Source organism: Vreelandella andesensis (genome assembly GCF_003989795.1).
Lineage (GTDB): Bacteria > Pseudomonadota > Gammaproteobacteria > Pseudomonadales > Halomonadaceae > Vreelandella > Vreelandella andesensis.
Map to the genome: position 1 here is coordinate 108,464 of NZ_RZHG01000008.1, position 24,564 is coordinate 133,027.

Here is a 24,564-nt window from a genome sequence, read left to right on the forward strand (position 1 = left end):
GCCAATGACCACATCCCTAACAGCCTCCTAAGGTGCTATGTGCGCTTTAGACACACTTGTTTTCAACAAAAAAACCACCCGAAGGTGGCTTTTCTGTACATCTTCGCGCTTAAAAGCGCTTTAACGGCCGCTTAAATGCCACTAAGGCTCAAATTGTTTGATGTGGCAGCTTCAAAAACTTTACATTAGACATATGCTGAAGAATACGAATAACTTGGCAGCTGTAGCCAAATTCATTGTCATACCACACATAAACAACCGCGTGCTTGCCATTTGCGATGGTAGCTTTGGCATCGACAATACCCGCATGTCGATTTCCAACAAAATCTGAGGACACAACTTCTGCTGAGTCTACAAAATCAATCTGCTTCTGATTAGAAGAATCAATCGACATGCGACGCAGGTAGTCATTTAACGCCTCGGCGTCTGTGGCTTTTTCCAAGGTCAGGTTCAAAATCGCCATGGAAACGTTCGGCGTTGGTACGCGAATGGCATTACCCGTCAGCTTACCCTCAAGTTCGGGCAGCGCTTTTGCAACAGCTTTTGCCGCGCCTGTTTCGGTCAGCACCATATTTAGCGCCGCACTACGACCACGACGGTCGCCTTTATGGTAATTATCGATAAGGTTTTGGTCGTTGGTGTAGGCGTGTACGGTTTCTACGTGCCCTGTTACTACGCCATATTCATCATTGAGTGCTTTCAGCACGGGTACAATAGCGTTTGTGGTGCAGGAGGCTGCCGACACAATACGGTCATTATCACCAATTGTTTCATGATTAATGCCGAACACGATATTTTTGATATCACCTTTACCAGGCGCTGTTAACAGTGCTTTCTTAGCACCCTTACACTCCAGATGCTGCCCCAGACCAGCTTCATCACGCCAGATACCGGTATTATCAACAATGACGGCATTGTCGATACCATAGGCTGTGTAATCGATCTCACTTGGAGAGTCTGCGTAAATAACTTGAATTACGTTGCCGTTAACAATAAGTGTGCGCGCTTCAACATCAACGGTAATCGTGCCATCAAAAGGCCCGTGCACCGAATCACGACGCAGTAGGCTGGCGCGTTTTTCAAGGTCTTTAGCAACATCGCCACGGCCACGAACAACAATGGCTCGCAAACGCAGTAGGTTACCACCGCCCGCTTTTTCGATCATTACCCGCGCAAGCAAACGACCAATACGGCCAAAACCATAAAGCACTACGTCTTGAGGCTCGCCTTTGCTGCCGTTCGGCTGGAAGCCGTCAATTATCTCAGCAAGCTCTTTACGCAGGAAGGCATCAAGGTAACCACCGCCCTGGCGCTTAAAGTTAACCGCCAGCTTCCCAACGTCAACATGGGCTGGACCGAGATTCATTTCACTCATCGCTTTCACGATGGGGAACGTGTCTTCAACGGACAGCTCGGTACCTTCAATTTTGCGAACAAAACGGTGATCTTTGAGGATGCGAATCACTGACCGCTTAATCAGGGAACGACCAAACATGGTGGCAACCACATTATTCTGGCGGTACAGCTGACCCACCAATGGAATTATTTGCTCAGCCAGAGCTTCATTGCTTTGCCATTCCTGAAAAACGTTTTCGAGAGCTTGCTGACTCACGTGCGGCCTCATTGGGTAGATAAGAAAAAAATACTGGAAACATTATCCTGAGCTTACCCACATGCCGCAATGAATGGATAGTCGCACTACATGTAGGGGTATTACAGAAAGAGCGGATTGACTACAAGCCGCAATAATGCCTCGAAGTAATATAGTAACACTTTTGACGTTGGAGCAGCCCCCTTAACGAGTGACTTAACCTATCGTTGCTTTGCTCAGGCCTCTGCCTGAAAGTACTGATCGTGTATGATCCAGATTCCGTTTCAGCACAAAACGATACCGTAACTATGCCTTCTTTCTCTCTGCTCGAACCGCCCCAACCAAAAGGGATTCGCGAAACGCTTTACCTAACAGCGCCGCCGGGCAGTGCGACTGCCCTGGCACTGGCTCAGGTTGCGTCAAACGCACCATTACTAGTTATTACGCCGAATACTGCCAGCGCACAGCGCCTGGAACAGGATCTAGCGTTCTACAGCAACGTTCCCGTTTTGCCTTTCCCGGACTGGGAAACGCTACCTTACGACAGCTTTTCTCCCCATCAGGATATAATTTCATCACGCCTGCGCACGCTGCGTCTGTTGCAAGATGGTGTGCGCGGCATTGTGCTGGTACCAATCAATACGCTGATGCAGCGATTGCCTCCCGTGTCATACATCGCCGGGCGCGTCATGACATTAAAAGCAGGTGCCACGCTTAAACGTGATGCCTTTCGCGAGTCGCTATCCCGCGCGGGCTATCGCGCCGTCGAGACGGTCTATGAGCCAGGTGAATACGCCATGCGCGGCGCCATCATCGATCTTTTTGCAATGGGCATGGATGAGCCCATCCGCATTGATTTATTTGATGACGAGATTGATACGCTGCGCCATTTCGATCCTGGCAATCAGCGCTCTACTAAAAAAGTCGATGTAATTGAGCTACTACCCGCCCATGAGTACTCGCTAAGTCGCAGTGCCATTGCCTGCTTTCGAGAGCAGTTTGAAACGCTGTTTGATGTTGATCCACGCCAATGCCCCCTCTATAACGACGCACTGAAAGCAATACCCTCACCAGGCTTGGAACAATACCTACCGCTATTCTTCGACGAGACCGCCTCGTTATTTGAGCACGTTACCGATGACACCCGCGTGGCGCTGCTGCCTGGCGTATACGAAGCAGCAGAGCAACACTGGCAGTCGATTGAATCACGCTACGAAAATTTGGGTGTTGACCCAACACGCCCACTATTACCTCCTCTTCGGGCGTTTATTCCCGTCAATGACGTTTTCTCAGCAATTAAAGCTCGTCCACGCATTGAACTAACCGAAGATGACACGCAACGACATGCTTTGACACCAAAAGCCCAGGCTCTACCTTCACTTGCGATTAACGCTCGCGCCAAGCAACCCCTTAACGAATTGGCTACCTTTCTGGATGCCCAACAAGCTACTCGAATACTGTTTGTTGCCGAGTCACGGGGGCGCAGAGAAGCATTAGAAGAAATATTGGCACCGCTTAAGCTAAAACTGCCTCACAGCGACAGCTTCCAAGACTTTCTAACCAGCACCGACCGCATTGCCATCACTGAAAGCCTAGTGGGTAGCGGCTTATGGCTTACCGAGCCTGATATTGCAGTCATCAGCGAAACCGAATTATTTGGGGATGTGGTGCGCCAAAGTCGTCGGCGGGAAAAAGCCACCGACGACAACGAACTGGCCGTGCGTCATCTATCCGAGCTACGAGAAGGCGCACCGGTTGTACACCAAGCGCATGGTGTAGGCCGCTACCTAGGGTTAGAAACCCTTGAAGCTGGCGGTCAGGCAAACGAATTCTTGGCTCTTTCCTATGCCGACGGCGCTAAACTTTACGTTCCTGTGGATAGCCTGCATCTTATTTCGCGTTATAGCGGCGCTGATGACGAACTAGCCCCACTGCATAAACTAGGCTCAGATCAGTGGGAAAAAGCCCGTCGCAAAGCGGCTGAGAAAATCCGCGACACTGCCGCCGAGCTACTCGACATCTACGCACGACGTGAGGCTCAGGAAGGATTTGTCTACGACACGCCTGGGGATGAGTACATTCGCTTCTCTGCCAGCTTCCCGTTTGAAGAGACCCCCGACCAGCAGGCAGCCATTGAAGCGGTTATTAACGACATGGTTTCCCCACAGCCAATGGATCGCGTCGTATGCGGGGATGTAGGGTTTGGCAAGACCGAAGTCGCCATGCGTGCTGCATTCCTAGCCGTGCAAACAGGCCGCCAAGTAGTCGTGCTTGTGCCTACGACGCTGCTCGCTCGCCAGCATTTTGAAAACTTCCGCGACCGCTTTGCCGACACCGCTGTCAACATTAGCCTTATCTCACGCTTCACCAGTGGTAAAGAGATGACGCAAACTCTAGAAAGCATCAAAAATGGCCAAACCGACATCGTGATCGGCACCCATAAATTGCTTTCTAAAAGCGTTGAGCTGCCTAAGATGGGGCTTTTAATTATCGATGAAGAACATCGCTTCGGGGTCGCGCAAAAAGAGAAACTCAAAACACTGCGTGCCGAAATCGATATTCTGACGCTAACGGCAACGCCGATTCCCCGCACCTTGAATATGGCCATGAGTGGCATCCGAGACCTTTCGATTATCGCCACCCCACCAGCGCGACGCTTATCGGTCAAAACATTTGTGCAACAGAGAGACAGCAGCATTATTAAAGAGGCGCTGCTACGGGAAATATTGCGCGGCGGACAAGTCTATTTTTTGCATAATGAAGTCAAAACAATCGAAAACGCTGCTGAACAAATTCGCGAGCTGGTGCCCGAAGCACGGGTAGCTGTTGCCCATGGCCAGTTACCAGAGCGCAGCCTAGAGCGGGTAATGTCCAACTTCTACCACCGTCGCTTTAACGTGCTGGTATGCTCAACCATTATAGAAACCGGCATTGACGTGCCTAGCGCCAATACAATTTTAATTGAGCGCGCAGACAAGTTTGGTTTGGCCCAGCTCCACCAACTACGGGGGCGTGTTGGACGCAGCCACCATCAAGCATATGCTTACCTGCTAACACCGCCACCCAAAGCAATGACAAGAGATGCAGTCAAGCGCCTGGAAGCGATTAGCGCATCTGATGACCTCGGTGCCGGTTTTACCCTAGCAAGCCACGACATGGAGATTCGCGGCGCAGGCGAACTGTTAGGCGACGAGCAAAGCGGTCAAATGGAAACCATCGGCTACACGCTTTACATGGAAATGCTGGATCGCGCAGTGAAAGCTATCCGGGCGGGCAAAACGCCTAACATCGATGCCCCGTTCAACACCGGCGTCGAAATCAGTCTTAACCTGTCAGCGCTGATTCCGGACGACTATATTCACGACGTACAGCAGCGCCTCGTTATGTACAAGCGCATCGCCAACACCCAAAGCGATGCTGAGCTTAAAGAGCTACAAGTCGAGCTTATCGATCGCTTTGGGTTACTGCCTCAACCCTTGAAAAACCTGATTCGTCAAACCAGGCTGCGACACCGCGCTGAACAGCTGGGTGTGGCGCGCATTGAAGCTGGAGAAAGCCGTGGACGAGTGCTTTTTAATAGCGCCACTCAGGTCGATCCATTAACACTGGTGACACTCATTCAAAAATCGCCACAGCATTACCGCTTGGATGGCTCAGACACCTTACGATTTGAATTTCCAATGGAAACTGCCGAACAGCGTTTTGATAAGATCGAAGCGCTACTGACTACACTCAATCAAAAACTAGCGGCGGCGTGAACCTTGGGGCAAACTTGCTTGAAAACCCAATACTCGGTCCTCTAACCGCTGCCCATGGCAACGCTAGCTTGCAGTTATCAGCGCATCATTTAATTAGGAATCTTCATGAATATTCGTCAGCTTTATAATGTTTGGGGCCCGACTAGCCTCGCTGTCTTACTGGCAGCAAGCCTTGCTAGCCCCGTTTATGCACAGCAGTCAGCCGACACGGCTGAGGGCGCAGCCATCCTTGCCGAAGAAGCACTAGCCAGTGCTGACCAGCTTGAAGAGCAAAAGGAATTGCCCCGCGGTCATTTCCGTCTTCCTGAGACGGGTGACATTATTGGAGAACACTACACCGTTGTTGTAGAAGATCCTGAAGAGACACTCATCGACATAGCACGACGCCACAACATTGGTTATGAAGAAATTCGCATGGCCAATCCAGACGTCAGCCTGTGGGTACCTGGCGAAGGAACAGAAGTCGTTATTCCTACGCGCTACATTCTTCCGCCTGCACCACGTGAAGGAGTGGTCGTTAATCTATCTGAATTACGACTTTACTATTACCCAGCTGACAATCCCGGCATTGTTGAAACCTATCCTGTCAGCGTTGGGCGTGAAGAATTTGCCACGCCCATCGGCATAACCCGCACGACAGTGAAAGTGAAAGATCCCGCCTGGGCGCCTCCGGCTTCTATGCGTCGTGAAGCAGCAGCACGTGGCGAGCCAGCGCCCTCTATTGTGCCAGCTGGCCCCGATAACCCCCTGGGTCGTCATGCTATTTTGCTCGCCATGCCTAGTTACCTGATTCATGGCACCAACCGCCCTGAAGGCGTTGGCATGCGGGTAAGCCGTGGCTGCATCCGGATGTACCCGGAAGATATCGAATCACTCTATGAGCGTCTGCCTAGCGGCACTCAGGTCAACTTGATGGATGCACCATTTAAAGCAGGCTGGGCAGCTGACGGTACCTTGTTTGTGCAATCTTACCCTCAGCTTGAAGAGAACGTCGGCGACTTCGAGCCATTGCTGAACGCTATAGAGCGAGTAAGCAAGCTCACTGAAGATCAGGCAGACGTTGACTATGCTCAGGTGAAACTAGCGGTAGAAAATCCAAATGGTCGCTTTGTGGCGCTTTATGGCCCCCAAGCACCGGCACCAGCGCCCGCTGAAGAACCTGTAAAACTTGATGGTTTATTAGAAGAAATTGAGTTGACGACAGCAGATCAGGCCGAGGAAAAGGCGTAATCAAATCAAAGGTATAAAAAAACCCCGCCAAAGCGGGGTTTTTTTACATCAACAGCAACCCTAAGCTTTAACACTTAGAGCCCAAGCAGAATTACTTCTGCATGGAACGCTGGAACATACGGTTCATTTCTTCACGGTTCTGCTGAGACATCTGCAGAGCAGCTTGCGCGTCGCGCTGAGCTTGGTTAGCAGTGTTCATTGCTTGTGAAGCCATGCTGCGTGCTTCTGCGGCATCAGCCTGTGCAGATTCAGCAGTCATGCGAACTTCTTCCAGAGCGCTGGTAGAAGCACAGCCAGCTAGGATTGCCAGTGAAGCGGCAGCGGCAGTCATCTTCAGAGCAGTCTTCAGAGTCATAGTGTTCTCCTTGAGTCTTCCTTGGGTACAACATTAAGGGTATGACAAATTTGAGGCTAATGCGTTAGCTAAATTTGTCTACCTGCGGTGCAGGTTCTTTATAGCGACTTGTACCATGGCTTTACACCAAAGAACGCAAGTCAAACGCTGTTTTATAATAGTCCACAGCGGTTGTCTATAGCCACGTATTCAAAACCATAAACTTCCTTCAACGGCATAGCCTAGCGGATCACCACGCGAGTGCCAACACCTACCAGCGAAGCGACACGCTCAATTTGCTCATTAGTAACGGCAACACAACCCTGGGTCCAGTGATACTGGCCATGAATATCAGGATCACCACTGCCAATGCCATGTATGCCAATGGCGCCGCCCAGTGCCGTATTCTGAGGCGGAGAGCCGTGACGCCGATAGTGATCAAAATAAGCATCGTAATCCGCCTGGGAATAAATGCCTTTTTCGAGCGCCATCCTTGCATGAGGTGGCGTAGGATAATCGATACCAATAAAGATATGCCACTGACTTTCGTAATTAAATCGATTAATTCGAAACTCGCCAAGCGGTGTTACATTATCTCCACGGATCCGCTGGGTCTTCGCTCCACCTCGCCCAAGTGATACAGGCGCGTAGTGCTCAACCAACGTATCACCACGGTAAACACTCAACGTAGCGTCTTTATCATCGATTAACACCCAGAGCTCATTGGTGTGACGCGGAATACTTGCTCGGGAAAGCAGCGACTCAACAAGGTCTGTAGGCTCGTAATTATTTAGGGTACTAGAAGAAGCACTGGAAGCCGCTGCGCTGGCCACAACAGGCCATCCCAGCGCCAACGCTAAAAAACGGCGACGGTTTACGGGCATCATTATTGCTCTCTATACAGGCTAGAACTGCCAGCCAACAAAGCATTTGTTGGGAACGTTATACCCTATTCTCATACCAATTGTCAGTGCCTGAACAAGCCAATTAATACGACGATTCTTCAGTGTTGGCAACCGCGCCATTGTGAAACGCCATCTTGATAACACTAAATTCCTACTTAAATGTCTTCAAATTCTTGCATACTTACGACTAGTTTACGCGCTTCTGCATTATGTCCTTCTGCCAAAGAGTTAAAGAAAGTCTCTTCTGGCTCTATTTTTGAGCGTGATGCACGATGCTCATAAAGACTCTGCAACTTACTGTGCGACTCAACCGCTGCGTGAGTTAGCTCATCAATAGAATCTGCCACTGTTTGTTGAACAAGTGCCTCGAGCATCGGAGGTTGAGGAAAATCACTAGGATCATCAAACCAAATTTCCAACACTTCTTTGTGGTCAGAGCCATCATTGAAAAGCGCTTCCAGACCGGTTTTCATCCGTAGTTCACTGTCAGCTAAATAGGTTAATGCCATCGCAAGACGCTGAGATTCGCTTGAATCGGCGGCCGCGCGATACTGACGCGCCATGTGCCCATGGTAGCCCGCGGCCCATTCAACTAAGTCTTTGACTTGGTTATAGCGCATCTATATCTCCTTTTGCGATTCATCTTCACTAAGCAGTGGGTTTATGTCGATGACTACCACTCTTGGCTAGTTTCTCGTAATGATGCAATGTCGCGTTTTGCGGCATGAAGGTTAGTTAACAGCTGATCAGCAACGCTCATCTGACTGCCAACAGCAATCATAGCGGGATTTTGCACAACGCGCTTACCCGCTCCTTCATCACTATGCAGCTTATCAACTTGCTCTATTAGCCAATGTAACCAGCTATCCGATTGATACCTCATGTCTCTTAAGCGCTGTAGCTCAGCAACAGCAGGGCCTTCTTCGTTGAGAAGCACCTGCCAACCATGTTCGTTAAGACGTGCGTGCTCGGTCACTTCTTTGAGTAGCGAATTTAATGCCAGCTCGAAGAGCGCCAGAGCGCTCTCCTCAATCGCCATTTGCCGAGCCGGGGTGTGCTCGTCACTACCTGTTGGAAGACCAATCAAAAGCTCAGCTTGATACAGCAACTGATTAGTGCGCGAACGTGGGCTCACTTACGTTTATCCTCTACGTGCCATTTGCCTGCTTCAAATGTCGCTTTCCACCCGGTGGCTTTGCCCTCTTCATCGGTCATCACGTACTGCTCTTTATTTTTCCGTGAGTAACGAATCTGCGCAGGACGTCCATCCGGATCCTCGCTGGGCGCCTTCAGAATAAAATGATACTTTTCCGGCAGTTCGTCAGCATGGGCTTTTAGCTCTTTTACCAGCGGCGGCCGTGTTTCACGATTTTTAGGAAACTTACTGGCCGCAAGGAATAAGCCGCTAGCACCATCACGCAGCACATAGTGGTCGTCTACCTTTTGACAGGCCAGTTCCGGCATAGAGATAGGATCCATTTTAGGCGGCGCCACGTCACCACTGCGAAGTAACTTGCGGGTATTTTTACACTCACTGTTGGTGCAGCCAAAGTATTTTCCAAATCGCCCCGACTTAAGCTGCATCTCGGCACCACATTTATCACATTCGATAATGGGACCATCGTACCCTTTGATTTTAAATTTACCTGTTTCCACTTCATAACCATCACAATCAGGGCTGTTACCACAAATATGCAGTTTTCGACCCTCATCGATTAGATAATTATCCATGGCAGTACCACACTTCTGACAACGGCGCTTCGCACGCAGTGCGTTGGTTTCTGCTTCTTCACCTGCGTCTTCTGCAACGGCTTCTTCGCCAGGAATTAAGTCAATGGTTGTTTTGCAGCGCTCTTTTGGGGGCAGGTTATAACCACTGCATCCCAAAAACACGCCAGTAGAGGCGGTCCGAATCTGCATTTTTCGACCGCAGCTTGGGCAGTCAATGTCTGTAGGAACAGGCTGGTTAGGACGCATTCCTTCATCGCTTTCCGCTTTGCTAAGCTCTTGGCTGAATTCGCCGTAGAACGCATCCAGCAGGGCTTGCCAGTTGCGCTCACCTTCTGCAACTTCATCCAAGCTATCTTCCATGCGAGCTGTAAACGAGTAATCCATCAAGTCTGGGAAAGACTCTTTCAATCTTTCGGTGACGATATCACCCAACTTCTCAGCATAAAAACGACGACTTTCTAATTTCACATAGCCACGATCCTGAATCGTGGAAATAATAGACGCATAGGTAGAAGGACGACCAATGCCTTGCTTCTCGAGCTCTTTTACTAAGCTGGCTTCCGTGTAACGTGGAGCAGGCTTAGTAAAGTGCTGTTGCGGGTCAAGATTCTCAAGCGCCATTGCCGTGCCCTTTGGCAAATCAGGCAGGCTTTGATCTTCATTTTTACCCGATGGTTTCATTACCCGTGTGTAACCATCAAACTTAAGCACTCGTCCTTTGGCGCGCAAATCGTAGCCGTCCACCTCAACACTCAGCGTACTGGAAAGATACTCGGCGGGTGTCATCTGACAGGCTACAAATTGACGCCAAATCAGCTCGTAAAGGCGTTCTGCGTCTCGCTCCATACCAGAAAGATCATTTGCATTTCGCTCAACACTAGAGGGTCTGATTGCCTCGTGAGCTTCTTGAGCACTCTCTTTGCTGCTGTAACGGTTAGGCGATTCCGGCAAATAGCGTGCGCCGTACTCATCGTCAATAAACGAACGAACACTTTCCACCGCATCCTTTGAAAGATTGGTGGAATCGGTACGCATATAAGTAATGTAGCCGGCCTCGTAGAGGCGCTGGGCCATGGTCATGGTTTTCTTAACGGAAAAACCTAATCGGCCACTGGCGGCTTGCTGCAATGTAGAAGTGATAAACGGCGCAGTAGGCTTGGAACTCGTCGGCTTATCTTCACGGGAGGTAATCGCAAGCTTGGCTTTAAGCAGCTGTTCAATACGCGCAAGCGTGTCTTTTTCGGAAGTGGGACGGAAGGGCTTGCCATCTTGACGCACCAGCGCAAATCTAACGAGCTCGCCGTCCGGAGAAGCGAGATCCGCATGCACATCCCAAAACTCTTCTGGAATAAACGCACGGATTTCTCGCTCACGCTCAACGATTAGGCGAACCGCAACAGATTGGACACGGCCCGCAGATAAGCCCCTAGCAATCTTGGCCCACAATAACGGGGAAAGCATAAAACCGACGACGCGATCCAAAAAGCGGCGCGCTTGCTGCGCCTCCACGCGGGGAATATTGAGCGCCCCAGGCGATTTGAAAGCGTCCTGAATGGCATTTTTGGTAATTTCATTAAATACGACACGCTTGTAGCGACTGTCATCGCCACCGATGGTCTCGCGCAGGTGCCAAGCAATCGCCTCCCCTTCGCGATCCAAATCCGTTGCGAGATAAACGGCATCCGCTTTTTCGGCTAGCTTCTTTAGTTCCGCAACAACTTTTTCTTTGCCCGGCAACACTTCATAGCGCGCTTCCCAACCATTCCCCGGATCAATCCCCATCCGCCTTATTAATTGATCATGAGCCTTACGTTTCTTGTACTCTACTTTTTCTTCCGCCGACATCTTGCGTGTTGCCGCAGCCTGGCGAGCGCGCTCCTTCGGGTCGGAGGCTGCCTTACCTGAGCCGCTGGTCGGCAGGTCACGGATATGACCCACGCTCGACTTTACGATGAAATCGTTGCCGAGATATTTATTGATCGTCTTCGCTTTCGCAGGCGACTCGACGATGACCAGTGACTTGCCCATAGTGCTCCACTTTCCTAATGCTTAGGCGCTATCGCCCATGCTCTGAATACGTTGTCGCCTGTCGTTACCACTTGACGACCATGAGAAAAATGCGCCTACCCTACCCCAGGCCTGCAACAAGCGCCAGTAACAACCGACGTTCAGCTAACAAACTAATGCTGAACCAAGAGGTGTTTAACACCACTATTTTTCGTAATGAAGTAGCTAGACACTAGACTGCCAATATGCAAACGGCAACCCAAAATACGCAAACAAAAAAACGCCCCTGGATGAAAACAGGGGCGTAGATAGGCATTACAACTCTTAGCGTTTGCGCGGTGGTTTCCTACGCGATGCCGCTCTTGACGGTGACTTACTTGCTTCCTTGGGCGCCTCTGCCTTTACGCTGCTAGAAGCATTTTCCGCCGAAGCAACCTCTGCTGACGCGCCTTCAACTGAAGAACTTACAGCCGCCTGAGTATCAACTGCGGCGCTTTCAGCCACCACTTTTTTAGCATCTTTAGCTTCAGCGTCTGGCTTACTCTCTATTGCCTTCGGCTGAGCAGCTTTCGGCGGCCGCGCCTTGTCAAATAACGCGGTTACCTGATCAAAGCGCTCTGCTGCGTGCTCTGACAACTCTCCGCTCGCGGCGAACACATGTTTAAGGTGCTCGATATGACCGTCAATATCGCTATCACTTTGCCCTTTTAACAGCTCAGGCAATGACGATAGTGCAAGCTCACGATCTAATTTCAGGATAAAGAACTGGTCGCGCACCAACCGCTTGAATTCACTCAGCGTTGAACTAGGCTCCAGTTCCGCACGGGAAGCACGTAACCGTTTGAAATTACGTTCATCAGTTGCAGGTGCACCGCCCAACACATAGATAACCGAGCGCATGACAGCTTCATGAGCACCACCCTGAGCAATTTTATTACGCAGCTCGTTTTTGCGGTTCTCAACGAAACGTTTATGCTCTGGCTCTGCCCCAGGGCGACGACGGTGCACATGGGCATCGCCATGCAGGCCTACCGCTGCTTGCAAAAGAGGCTGTCCGTAAATATCCATAAACAGTCTTTCTGTCGTGCTATCGCGCAAATCCCGTACTGCATTGAGGTTGGCAACTATTTGATCGGAGCACATGGTTTCTAGCGCTTTGAAAACATTATCCTGGCCCACTTGCTGACGATTGCGACGAACGGCTTCAGCCATGACCGGCAGTGGAACTGACAGTGGATTACGATCAGATAGGAGCTTGTAGCCTAACCGAATAGGATGCATCCGACGAATCCAGCGCGCTGCCTCTGGCGTCATCGTGGCTTGCAACCAGGGTTGGACGTACAGTCGATAGAAACCAAGATTGATCTCAGAAATACGTGCAACAGTAGCGAATCGACGATCATCTTCAGGATTATGCATCACATCCTGATCAAGCTCATCAAAGTTACGCGCTGTAAATTCAAGCAAATAGTCGCGCTCAATTAACTCCGCATCATCCCGTTCACTGACATGCGAGACCGTTGTTTCATACAGCCCAGGCGGCATAACATCGATATAGTCCATGTTTGCCGTGAATTCTGTATGCTCCTTGCGAGATACACTGCCGGAAACAAATATTCCTAAATGCCCCGTTGTATCGTGCATGCAGTAAACGATCGTCTGTTCGTTGGCGATAATATCTTCCTCGCCTTCGTATAAATCACGAATCCAACCTAGCGCCTGTGGCGGCGGCGTTATGTCGTCACCGCGCGAGCAAAATACGACAACAGGCGAGCGCACATTTCGCAGATCAACACGACGACCATCGCGGGTCACTAACTGAGCGGTCGAGAGGCGATTGCCGACAAATAGATTATCAACAATATATTGGATCTCTTGGCCACCTAAAACGACGTGACCACCCCACCACCGTTCAAACTCTAAATAACGTTTAGATTCGGTATCGATGTTGTCGTACAGGTGATACTGCTTTTTCCAGTAGGTATTAGCTGGGTTGAGACGCTCAAAGTTTTGCACTAGCCACGCGCCGTCGAAAAGACCATTACCAATGTCACTAGTTAAGGCCGTAATCCAGCTTCCACCGGCCATACCACCGGTATAGCGCATAGGGGCTTTGCCGTGCTCTCCCGCCCAATAAGAAAGCGGCGCGCCCGCAATAAGAATCGGGCCGAACACATCCGGCTCAAGCGCCGCCGCCATCATTATTTGCCAACCCGCCTGGCAGTTGCCCACGACCATCGGTTTTTCAGTTGTTTCTGGATGCAAAGCGATAACATGGCGTAAAAACGCAATTTCCGCTTCTATCACATCCTCAACGGTTTGGCCGTGCTCAGGAAAAGGTAAGAAACCAATAAAATAACAAGGATGACCAGCTTTTAAAGCAACCCCAAGTTCACTATCAGGCTTGAAACCGCCAATCCCCGGGCCATGCCCTGCCCTGGGGTCCACGACCACAAATGGGCGCATTTCAGGGTCAATCTGAATGTGGCTAGGGGGAAGCACTCTCAGCAGTTCATAGTTAGTCGGATGCGGCAGCGTGCGTCCATCAACGAGCACTTCCGTCTCAAACCCAAGTACGTTGGGCTTGGTTTGTTCCATATGCTCAAGGTATTGGTTTCCGCGTTCGCGCATAACATCCCAATACAGGACGCTACGCTCAAAACTGTCGCGCCAATAGCTCGCTGCAGCCCGTCCGAATCCGAACGGGTCTACCATACTCGCAAGGGCCTCGCCGCCCGGCAGTGGCGTCATTTGATCAGACATTCCTGGCCACAGGCTTTTCAGCGCATTGCCAGGCAACATAGGATGAGCGAGAAAGTTCATAAATTCTCCCATTGGGTTGATGCAAAGCATCTGTCCCGAAGCGATGATGCTGCAATGCAATATAGTTTAGGCCACTCACTGCCTAACGTCGATGCTTACCTTTGCAAATTCATCATTGTTGTCATAAAGACGCCGCACATTATCGGTGATAGCATTTCCGGCGTAATGCTGAGGCTTTTTGTTTTTTGGCACTTTCTATCTTCGGAGGGTGTATACCTAGAGGTTGTTATGTCATCCCTTACACTACTCAACCGTTTGACCTTCCGGCAATTACAGGTATTCCAGGCAGTCCACCACCAGCGCTCCTACTCACGCGCAGCCGAGCAGCTAGGATTAACACAGCCTGCAGTTAGCGCACAAATTCGCCAATTAGAACTCGCTCTTGGTCAGCCGCTGTTTAAATATGCCGGTAAAACCCTTCACGTACTACCTGCTGCGGATACCCTATCACTTTCTACACGCGAAATTTTTGGGCAGCTTTCTAGACTGCAAATGAATCTCTCGGAGATTAATGGCCATATCAGCGGCGAACTGAACATCGCAGCAGTATCCTCAGCGCAATATGTGGTGCCTTACTTACTAGCGCGGTTTCGAGCACGCTATCCAGACGTACGAATTCGCTTAAGGGTATGCAACCGCAGTCAAGCGTTGGAGAGGCTGGCTGAACAAAAAGATGATGTCGTGATTATGGCCATGGTGCCTGATGACGACGATTTGGTAGTGATGCCCATTCTTGAAAATGAGCTCATCGCTCTAGTATGGCCAGACCACCCACTACTTCATATGGAAGCACCGACATTAGCCGACTTTGCCCGCCATTATGTATTGATGCGCGAGCCAGGCTCTGGAGTGCGTGCCGCGTTTGAACAGCTGGCTGTTGACCAAGAAGTAGGCCTTCCCCACCGCATTGAACTAGGCACCAATGAAGCGATTAAACAAGGCATCATGGCCCACCTGGGCGTTGCCGTTTTGCCCCGCATGGCGGTTCAACTTGAACTAGGCCAGGAACTGCTATCGGAGCTCCCTTTACCTAACTTCCCCATTCGGCGCTCATGGTGCACGGTGTATCGTCGTGATCACTTCCCAACGCCAGTCGCTGATCTTTTTATACGTTTTATAAGAGAAAACCTGACGGATTTTCGTCGCTATTTCCAAGCTCCTTCTAGCCCTTTGCCTAGCCACGGCGTTTCCTGCCTACCTTTATTGCCAGTACAGTAAGTTATCGATTTAGAGATCTGTTGGTTGGTGGGCGGCTATATAGTGGTTTGATAAACAGGGCGACAAATAGGGCTTAGTGTCTTGCTAACCAACAGATATGTTACATTAGGCCATCATCTACGTATCATTCAGACTATTCAGGATTTGGCATGTATTCGCGCAGGCGATCCAACTGTCAACGCCATGGCATTAAAGCGCCATCGCCATCGCATATGGTTAGACGCCACATCGTTTGGGCATTGCCTGCCGCACAGTAGAGAGGCTCCCTCCTATGAGCAAAAACCCCACAACGCGTATCCCTAGCGGCGAAAAGTTCCGCAACGAGCATGGCATGTCGGTCATTAAAGACGGCATGAAGCAGCGTAAAACACTGCCAGACGAGGCGCCTCCTAGTCTTGATCGTAAACCCAAATGGTTGCGCGCGCAGATCCCAGGAGGCGACCGCTTTGAGGCCGTCAAAAAAAATGTCTCTACGCACCGTCTCAGCACTGTTTGCGCAGAATCGCACTGCCCTAACATGGGTGAATGTTGGAGTAATGGCACTGCCACCATCATGTTGATGGGGTCTGTTTGCACTCGTGCATGTCGGTTCTGTGCAGTGGACACAGGCAATCCAAAAGGATGGCTGGATCACGATGAACCGGAAAACACTGCAAAATCGGTCGAATTGATGGGGCTGAGATACATCGTACTGACTTCGGTTGACCGTGATGATCTCGACGACGGCGGTGCCACTCACTATGCCAACTGTATCAAAGCTATCAAATCCCGGACGCCAGAAGTGGTTGTCGAAGCACTAACGCCTGATTTTGACGCTGATAAAGCTGCCATTGAGCGAGTAGTCGACTCAGGCTTAGAAGTGTTTGCACAAAACGTTGAGACTGTAGAGCGCCTGACAAGCAAGGTGCGCGACCCGCGTGCCGGTTATCGTAAAACGCTAGACGTCTTGGCCCATGCAAAACGGTATCGTCCGGACATTATTACCAAGACAAGCCTGATGCTTGGTTTAGGTGAAACAGAGGAAGAGATTCTTAAAACTTTCGATGATCTGAGAGAGATTGGCGTTGATATTGTGACACTTGGTCAATATTTGCGTCCAACCAAAAACCATCTAGCAGTAGAGCGCTGGGTCACTCCTGAAGAATTTGACCGCTATCGCCTACTTGGCCTTGAAAAAGGCTTTATCGAAGTACCTTCCGGGCCGCTGGTTCGCTCTAGCTATCGCGCAGATCGCGTCTTTGAGAAAAACAACCTCGGTCTCGCTTCACCCGCTGCGGTGCCTGGTCAAGAGCCCGACACTAATCGCATTCCTGCGTTTAACGTCGGATAAAACGATAAACCAACTACCTGCACGCAATTGACATAGCTTACAATTGACACAGCTAGTTCAGTACTAACAAGTGCATTGCGTGTAGGAAGCTCATTTTTATTCAACAAACGTCCGCGTTTACCAATTGGCGACCCAGCCGCTCGGCTAAAGCATATGCGAGCTGTTCGCCCACGCTGTGAACTGTGGGCAATACCACTAAATCAGCTAATCGCGTTACTTGCATACCCGCGTAGCCACAGGGGTTGATCCGTCCAAAGGGGGATAAGTCACCGTCTACATTGAGTGCAACCCCGTGATAGCTTGCGCCCCGCCGAATACGTAGCCCGAGCGAAGCAATTTTCGCCTCACCAAGTTGCGTATCAACGTATACACCTGGCGCATCGGGCCTCGCCCTGGCAGAGACACCATAAAGCGCAAGCACGTCAATCACTGAATTTTCCAGCGCAGTCACCAGCTCACGAACCCCAATATTGCCACGCCGCACATCCAGCAATGGATACAACACAACTTGGCCTGGGCCATGGTAGGTTACTTGCCCGCCCCGATCCGTTTTCACTACAGGAATATCACCAGGCATTAACAGGTGCTCTGGTTTACCCGCCTGACCTTGCGTGAAAACAGGATCGTGCTCAACTAACCAGAACTGATCAGGCGTTGCATGATCCCGCGTATCAGTGAGTTCGCGCATCGCGCTCCACACAGGCAAATAGGCACGATGGCCAAGCTGATGCAGCTCGATTGATTGACTAGCCATGGTCATACCACCATGTGTACGCGACCCGTAGCCTTCAGATCATCGTAGAGCTGGCGTAACTGCTGTTCGCCAGTGGCAACAATGGTGACGCGCACAGACTGAAAACGGCCGTTACGACTATCGACAACTTGAAGTGACGTCTCGTCAAAATCCGGCGAATGCCTAACGATCACTTGACACACACAAGCTGGAAAATCGTCAGCAGCATCGCCAACGACTTTCAATGAGTAATCACAGGGAAAGGTGATTTTAGGTGGCTCGTTTACTTCAGGCTGACGTAAATCTCTTAGCCCATTTTTCGCGCCTTTTTTCATGGCTCACCTTACCTTTTGCACAGAATATAAATGCTTCTTTTCAAAATACGAATGCAGAACTGACATAAGAATTAGTAAGTTAAGCGCAAAATATTAAAAATCCTGCGCTTAAGCTCGCTACTATTAATCTGTAAAGTTGCTGATCAAGCCACTGAAGAAACGCCTTACTTGGTCAAACAGCCGCTTAAACAAGCCACCTTCTTCAACATTTTCAAGGGCGACGAGTTGACGCTCGCCGACCATTTCTTCACCTAAGTACACTTCTAGTGTACCTACATCGTCACCTACGGCCATCGGCGCTTTAAGGTCAGCATCAAGGTTTAAGCGAGCGCGCAATTCCTCATTGCGGTTGCGTGGAAGCGTCATAAACACTTCTCCGTCAACGCCAACACGCAGCTCATTACTTTCACCGCCCCAAATGCGCGGGGTTGCAAGCACGGCACCACGCTCATAGAGCTTCATCGTTTCATAAAAACGGAAGCCATAGCTAAGCAACTTCTGGGTTTCCTGCGCCCTTGACTCTTCCGAGCTAGTGCCCATCACGACTGAAATTAAACGCATGCCATCGCGCTGAGCCGAAGAGACAAGACAATAACCCGCTTCCGTTGTCCAACCGGTTTTTAAGCCATCGACACTCGGGTCACGCCATAACAAACGATTACGGTTTGGCTGATCTATACCGCCAAACGAGAAGTTGCGCTGGGAGTAAATAGCGTAGTGCTCAGGATAGTCACTGATAATATGCTGGGACAATAGCGCCATATCACGGGCTGTTGAGTAGTGATTGTCGCCAGGTAAACCCGTCGCATTTTGGAAATTAGTGTTTTGCATTCCCAAGCGCGTAGCATGCTGATTCATCAAATCAGCAAATGGCGTTTCGCCTCCTGCAAGATGCTCTGCCATTGCCACACTGGCATCATTGCCCGATACAATAATAATACCATGCAGTAGGTCATCGACAGAGACTCGATCACCTACCTCAATGAACATCTTGGAGCCGCCGGTACGCCAAGCTTTTTCACTAATATTGATCATGTCCGTCAGGCTAATAGTGCCCCGATCTAACTCACGCTCTACCAAATAAGCAGTCATAAGTTTGGTCAGGCTCGCTGGCGGCAAGCGTTCATCAGAATTATGCTCGGCAAGAATCCGACCGCTGTTGGCATCCATCAAAATCCACGAACTCGCCGCCAACTGAGGAGCAGCGGGGATAATCGTTTGTGGCTGTGGGATTACCTGAGCCACAGCCGGTGAAGCAACCACAGCAAAAGCTGCCATCAAACAAAGCCCGGCGGTACGGCGAATAGACATCATTACATTCATCTCTTACTTCTCACAACAAAGAAAAAAACGTCAACAAAGCACGTAATTTTAGCTAATAAACGGGGTAAACTATCTCACGATAAATACTTGTGGGAAGCCCGCCCGACGGAGTTCTTCACGCGCTTGGGTTTCCTGCATAGGGGTTACTGGCCCAACTTGCACACGGTGCACATCGGTATCACTCATCACCCTTACTTTATGCGGGAGTTCACTGACCAAGCGCTGTTGCAACTGCTGGGCTCCTTCTTCACTGCCCAATGCCGCAATTTGAAGATAAATGGCATCATCCGATGCCATTGATAGCTGAACAGGCATATCTTGAGCAGGCCGTGCATTGACAGTAGGCGATACCGAAGAAACCGCATTGGTTAGTCCAGCACCTCGGCTGCTCCTTCCCTGCTGCGCCAGCCATTGTTCAGGCTCAATAGCCTCAACACGAACCGCGCCAGTGCCATTATCAAGAAAGCCTAGCCGCGCAGCCGCTGCATAGGAAAGATCAATTTCACGGTCACTATGAAAAGGCCCTCGATCATTGACGCGTACAATAACCGATTGGCCGTTGTCTAAACTGGTAACGCGGGCAAAGGTTGGCAATGGCAGCGAACGATGAGCAGCCGACATTTTATACATGTCATAAATTTCACCGTTTGAGGTGGCATAGCCATGAAATTTTTCACCGTACCAAGAGGCTGTTCCCTGCTTCACATAGCCTGTTGCATCCGGCAGCACACGATAGGTTTCACCCCACACCTCATAAGTGGAACGATTGCCGGCACGCGATAAAGGCTCTATGCGAGGCTCAGCGTTTGGCACTTTGCTCACATCCGGTGGCTCTAGTGGATACGCATCGCCAGTCATTGCATAGCGCTCACCCGTAGACAGGCTACTACGTTGCCCGCCTACACTCGTTCCACTGCCGCTCGATCCATTCGTACTTGCGGCAGTAGGCCCGCTTATTGGCTGGTTCGCACTGGCGCTATCTTGCTTGACTTCATGACTAGCACAACCGCTAACCAACGCCATGATGACGACCGCACCGCCAATACAGCGAGCCTCAGAAAGCACTGTGCTCATGTGTCGCCCTCAACCTGCCGCTTAATAGCTTCTGATAGCTCCGCCACCGCCATTGCATAGAGGTGGCTGTGGTTATAGCGGGTAATAACGTAAAAATTATACTCACCCAAGCGATATTGGATACTTTCATCGGCAAGCTCGAGCCTCAATGGCACCACAAGCAACTCTGGGTCAAGCGTACCTTGTGGCTCAATGCCCGCCTCGATCGCTTCAGAGGCAGTCACGACAGGTTTACTGGTTTGATTAATAGCAAGCGTTTCGGGTGCTAGTTCAGGGCCGTTAGCCTCATGGTAAATTGCCCCATCACGCTGCCAGCCATGTACTGCAAAGTAATTCGCCACGCTGCCAATGGCATCAACCGGATTCTCCCATAAGTCTCGTTTACGATCATCGTCAAAATCGACGGCATATGCTTGATAACTAGTGGGAATGAACTGGGGATACCCCATGGCACCGGCATACGAGCCATAAAGCTCGTCAGCCTCGACGCCTTGCTCATGAGCGATTTTCAAGAAAGCGGCCAGTTCGCCTCGAAAGAAACTACCGCGGACAGGATGGTAAAACGCTAACGTTGCTAATGAGTCTAGGACGCGATGCCGCCCTTTATGCTTACCATAGTAGGTTTCGACACCAATAATCGCGGCGATGACCTCTGGCGGAACGCCATACACATTTTCGGCCCTAACGAGCGCATCTTCATGCTCATTAATGAATTCCGCGCCTTCCTCAATACGTTGTTGCGTTAGGAATATATTTCGATATTCATGCCAACGTAAGCGACGTTCAGCCGCGCCTTCCATAGCGTCCAGGACAGATTGGCTAAAGCTGGCTTGATTCATGGTATCTGTTAGCCACTGCCGAGGAATGCCTTGGGCGGCTAACTCATCAACTAACTGTTGAGTACCTTCGTGCTGCTGCGGATCAAAAGGCGACGCGTCGTCAGCCCACGTTACCGTGTAAGAACACGCCAATAACACGGCTGCTAAACAACCGCCTGCTTTATTTCGGGCCCAGTTCATTAACTCACCACTCCTTTGAAAAAGCACCGTCACTTATCCATTCGATATTAGCGCGGCAACAACCGCCGATGGGCATGTATTGACATGAGAATACCGAACCCTGCCATCAAGGTCACGCTGGAAGTACCGCCATAGCTTACTAACGGCAGCGGTACGCCAACAACGGGCAAAATACCGCTCACCATGCCGACATTGACGAACACATATATAAAAAATGTCAGGATAATACTGCCCGCAAGGAGCCGCCCAAAGGTATCCTGAGAAGACGTCGCTAGCCAAAGACCTCTCCCCACAATCACAACATATAGGAATAGCAGTACCAGCATTCCTACTAAACCAAACTCTTCACCTAGCACGGCGATAATAAAATCCGTATGGCGTTCAGGTAAGAATTCTAATTGAGACTGGGTACCTTTTAGCCACCCCTTCCCCCATAAGCCACCACTGCCTATCGCCGTCGTCGATTGGATAATATTCCAACCCGACCCCAAAGGGTCGCTATCCGGATCCAGGAACGTTAAGACCCGTTGACGCTGGTAGTTTTGCATGTTCATCCATAGCAAAGGCAGCCCTGCCGCTATTAAAGCACTAACTAAACCGATCAACCGCCAGGACAAACCTGCCAGAAGCACCACGATAACCGCCGCACTAGCCACCAAAAGTGATGTCCCAAGATCTGGTTGAATAGCGGTGAGCACCACTGGCACACCTATTATCACCGCGCATACCAAAATATGCCTAAACCGCGGCGGTAATTGGCAACGGTTCAAGTAGGCAGCCACCATTAACGGCACCGCTAACTTCATCATTTCAGATGGCTGAAAACGAATAACACCCGGTATCTCAAGCCACCGTTTTGCCCCCATTCCCACATCACCAACGATTTCAACTGCCACCAACATTGCCAGCCCCACACCGTAAGCAAAGGGCGCCCAACGAAGAAACGTGGAAGGCGATAATTGGGCAATAACCACCATAACCACAATGGCAACGCCAAAGCGGATAGCTTGAGCAATCACAGTATCAATACGTTGCCCTGAAGCACTGTAAAGCACTAGTAATCCACCACCCATCAGCAACAACAGCAAACCTAATAACCATGGGTCAAGGTGAATCCGCTCCCAAATACTTTTGCGTCTTTTGATACCGCTATCTGGCGGCCGCACGGGGTAACGACGTAACGGGCGGGAGAGCGTTTGCCATGGCCTCATTAGTTACCCTCCACATTGGCAGTATCTTCTTCCAATACTTCCTTAACCTCTTCAACGTCCGGCGCATCGTCGTTTAACAGCCATGCGTCGGTCATCGCGCGTGCCAAATGGGCAGCGTGGGTACTGCCACCGCCAGCGTTTTCAACAATCACTGATACCGCAATTTGTGGGTCTTCAAGCGGTGCAAACGCCATGAAAAGAGCGTGATCGCGCAGGCGTTCTTCAAGCTCATCAGCGTTATAGCGCTGATCCTGCCCAAGCGAAAACACCTGCGCTGTGCCTGATTTTCCGCCCATTCGATACTCGAGCCCCACCCCCGTTCGTCGCGCCGTGCCTTCATTACCGCTAATAACTTTTTCCATGCCACTGAAAACCCGGTTCCACCAATTTTCATTATCCAGCTGAATATCGGGCGGTGTATCAGGCAAGTCTAGTGCCAAGGGTTCTTCGCCTATCTCTAACGCGAGACGCGGCTTTACCCAATGACCGCGATTAGCTAGTGTCGCGGTCGCGCTAGCTAGCTGTAACGGGGTTACCTGCCAATAGCCCTGACCTATACCTACCGAAAGTGTCTCACCGGGGTACCAAGGCTGATTGAAACGCGCCCGCTTCCAATCACGAGAAGGCATCAGGCCAGTGCTTTCACCCTGGACGTCATGAGCAACCCGCTGGCCAAAACCAAAATTGGACATTTGTTCATGCAGATTATCGATACCCAAATCATGGGCTAGGGTGTAGTAATAGGTGTTGTTTGAAACAGCGATGGAACGCTCCATATCCACCCGGCCATGCCCCCAGCGCAACCAGTTACGATAACGACGAGAGTCGTTAGGCAGCTGATAAAAGCCAGGGTCGTTAATCGTGCTATCGGGGGTGATAACTCCCTTGACTAATCCCGCCAGCGCTAAAAAAGGTTTAATCGTTGAACCTGGCGGATAATGGCCGCGAATGGCGCGGTTAAACAGAGGTAGATCGATATTTTCCTGCAGACCGCGATAGGAGGCGACGTCAATTCCCGTCACAAACTGATTACTATCAAAGCCTGGCGTTGATACCATGGCGAGGATTTCACCTGTGCTAGGCACGATAGCGACGATAGATCCCCGCCTTCCACTCATCAACTCGTAAGCCAGCATTTGCATCGACTTATCAAGCGTTAAAGTTAGCGTTTCTCCAGGAATTGGGTCCGTACGGCCAAGTTCTCTCAGCACTCGCCCACGCGCATTTGTTTCAACTTTACGCAGCCCAGCCTGGCCGTGCAGCTCCGTTTCGTAAAAACGCTCAACACCCGTTTTACCAATGAAGTGCGTCCCCGCATAACGTCCCGTATCCAGAGTTTCCATCTCTTGTGCATTGATACGCCCAACGTAACCTAATGCATGGGCCATCATTTCAGCGTCGGGGTAGTAGCGGAGCAGTTGCGCTTCGACTTCAACCCCTGGCAGGCGGTGTCGATTCACCGCTAGTCGTGCGATTTGGCTTTCACTCAAATCACTCATTAACAGCGCAGGCTGAAACGGGCGTTGGCGTTGCCGCGAACGAACATTGAATGCGTCAATATCGTTTTCAGGTAAATCTAGAATCTCAACTAAAAGCGCTAACGTTTCATCTAAATCATCAACGCGTTCGCGCACCAGCGTAAGGTTGTAGGTAGGACGATTTTCGGCGAGGAGAACGCCGTTGCGATCGTAAATCAGCCCTCGATTGGGGGGTAACGGTTCGACACGAACACGGTTTTTTTCGGAGCGAGTACTGTATAAATCGTGCTGAACGATTTGCAGGTATGCTAATCGCCCAGTCAATAGTCCCGTCAAAATGGTTACTACTAAGACGGCAAGCAGCGCCCTGACACGAAAAATACGTAATTCTTGCTCAGGGTTTTTAAGCGTGTCACGGCGCTTAGGCATGGGTAACGATGACTCTCAAATCAGACAAAAAGCAA

18 protein-coding genes are annotated in these 24,564 nt (G+C 50.5%); 4 read left to right on the plus strand and 14 right to left on the minus strand.

The genetic code is table 11. The features are described 5' to 3' along the window. Window positions 1-148: 148 nt before the first annotated feature. Complete coding sequence (locus ELY33_RS04475; protein ID WP_126944564.1) at window positions 149-1,612, minus strand: glyceraldehyde-3-phosphate dehydrogenase; 1,464 nt, start codon at window positions 1,610-1,612, stop codon at window positions 149-151. Between the two features lie 287 nt (window positions 1,613-1,899). Here ELY33_RS04475 and mfd point away from each other — a divergent pair, with 287 nt between their 5' ends. Beyond that, window positions 1,900-5,349 carry a transcription-repair coupling factor gene (mfd, locus tag ELY33_RS04480; RefSeq protein ID WP_208644201.1) on the plus strand — a complete coding sequence of 1,150 codons (3,450 nt, stop codon included), beginning with the start codon at window positions 1,900-1,902 and terminating at the stop codon, window positions 5,347-5,349. A gap of 105 nt (window positions 5,350-5,454) precedes the next feature. Further along, window positions 5,455-6,579, plus strand: a complete 1,125-nt coding sequence (locus tag ELY33_RS04485) for a L,D-transpeptidase family protein (RefSeq protein ID WP_126944570.1) — start codon at window positions 5,455-5,457, stop codon at window positions 6,577-6,579. Window positions 6,580-6,670: 91 nt separating this feature from the next. Here the strand turns inward: ELY33_RS04485 and ELY33_RS04490 are convergent, their stop codons facing one another. From ELY33_RS04490 to ELY33_RS04515, 6 genes are all read right to left on the minus strand, one after another. Beyond that, entirely contained in the window at window positions 6,671-6,934 is a 264-nt protein-coding gene (locus tag ELY33_RS04490; RefSeq protein WP_009723517.1) for an Lpp/OprI family alanine-zipper lipoprotein, read from the minus strand. A gap of 221 nt (window positions 6,935-7,155) precedes the next feature. Continuing rightward, on the minus strand, window positions 7,156-7,800 hold the full coding sequence (locus ELY33_RS04495; protein ID WP_126944572.1) for a L,D-transpeptidase family protein: 645 nt from the start codon (window positions 7,798-7,800) through the stop codon (window positions 7,156-7,158). Window positions 7,801-7,973: 173 nt separating this feature from the next. Then, entirely contained in the window at window positions 7,974-8,438 is a 465-nt protein-coding gene (locus tag ELY33_RS04500) for a 2-hydroxyacyl-CoA dehydratase (protein ID WP_126944575.1), read from the minus strand. Window positions 8,439-8,491: 53 nt separating this feature from the next. Beyond that, a complete protein-coding gene (locus ELY33_RS04505; protein WP_126944577.1) occupies window positions 8,492-8,953 on the minus strand; it encodes a DUF6586 family protein in 462 nt (153 codons plus the stop codon). Next, entirely contained in the window at window positions 8,950-11,577 is a 2,628-nt protein-coding gene (gene topA / locus ELY33_RS04510; protein WP_126944580.1) for a type I DNA topoisomerase, read from the minus strand. The genes ELY33_RS04505 and topA overlap by 4 nt, the downstream gene beginning before the upstream one ends. A 303-nt stretch (window positions 11,578-11,880) precedes the next feature. Then, a complete protein-coding gene (locus tag ELY33_RS04515) occupies window positions 11,881-14,379 on the minus strand; it encodes a DUF3141 domain-containing protein (RefSeq protein WP_126944582.1) in 2,499 nt (832 codons plus the stop codon). A gap of 228 nt (window positions 14,380-14,607) precedes the next feature. Between ELY33_RS04515 and ELY33_RS04520 the strand changes: the two genes are divergently transcribed. After that, on the plus strand, window positions 14,608-15,597 hold the full coding sequence (locus ELY33_RS04520) for a LysR family transcriptional regulator (RefSeq protein WP_126944585.1): 990 nt from the start codon (window positions 14,608-14,610) through the stop codon (window positions 15,595-15,597). A 271-nt stretch (window positions 15,598-15,868) separates the two neighbouring features. Next, window positions 15,869-16,927: a lipoyl synthase gene (gene lipA / locus ELY33_RS04525; RefSeq protein ID WP_126944588.1), complete on the plus strand. Its 1,059-nt coding sequence runs from the start codon at window positions 15,869-15,871 to the stop codon at window positions 16,925-16,927. Between the two features lie 100 nt (window positions 16,928-17,027). Here the strand turns inward: lipA and lipB are convergent, their stop codons facing one another. From lipB to mrdA, 7 genes are all read right to left on the minus strand, one after another. Then, window positions 17,028-17,681, minus strand: coding sequence for a lipoyl(octanoyl) transferase LipB (gene lipB, locus ELY33_RS04530; protein ID WP_126944591.1), 654 nt, complete (start codon window positions 17,679-17,681; stop codon window positions 17,028-17,030). Between the two features lie 2 nt (window positions 17,682-17,683). After that, a complete protein-coding gene (locus tag ELY33_RS04535; RefSeq protein ID WP_126944594.1) occupies window positions 17,684-17,995 on the minus strand; it encodes an HP0495 family protein in 312 nt (103 codons plus the stop codon). 123 nt (window positions 17,996-18,118) lie between these two features. Continuing rightward, window positions 18,119-19,318: a D-alanyl-D-alanine carboxypeptidase family protein gene (locus tag ELY33_RS04540; protein WP_126944597.1), complete on the minus strand. Its 1,200-nt coding sequence runs from the start codon at window positions 19,316-19,318 to the stop codon at window positions 18,119-18,121. A 69-nt stretch (window positions 19,319-19,387) separates the two neighbouring features. Then, window positions 19,388-20,392 (minus strand): septal ring lytic transglycosylase RlpA family protein, encoded by a 1,005-nt coding sequence (locus ELY33_RS04545; protein ID WP_126944600.1) that lies wholly within the window; start codon window positions 20,390-20,392, stop codon window positions 19,388-19,390. Continuing rightward, on the minus strand, window positions 20,389-21,411 hold the full coding sequence (gene mltB / locus ELY33_RS04550; RefSeq protein ID WP_126944603.1) for a lytic murein transglycosylase B: 1,023 nt from the start codon (window positions 21,409-21,411) through the stop codon (window positions 20,389-20,391). The genes ELY33_RS04545 and mltB overlap by 4 nt, the downstream gene beginning before the upstream one ends. Before the next feature lie 47 nt (window positions 21,412-21,458). After that, window positions 21,459-22,622: a rod shape-determining protein RodA gene (gene rodA / locus ELY33_RS04555; RefSeq protein ID WP_126944606.1), complete on the minus strand. Its 1,164-nt coding sequence runs from the start codon at window positions 22,620-22,622 to the stop codon at window positions 21,459-21,461. Then, a complete protein-coding gene (gene mrdA, locus ELY33_RS04560; RefSeq protein WP_126944609.1) occupies window positions 22,622-24,529 on the minus strand; it encodes a penicillin-binding protein 2 in 1,908 nt (635 codons plus the stop codon). Before mrdA ends, rodA begins: the two co-directional genes overlap by 1 nt. Window positions 24,530-24,564 lie beyond the last annotated feature (35 nt).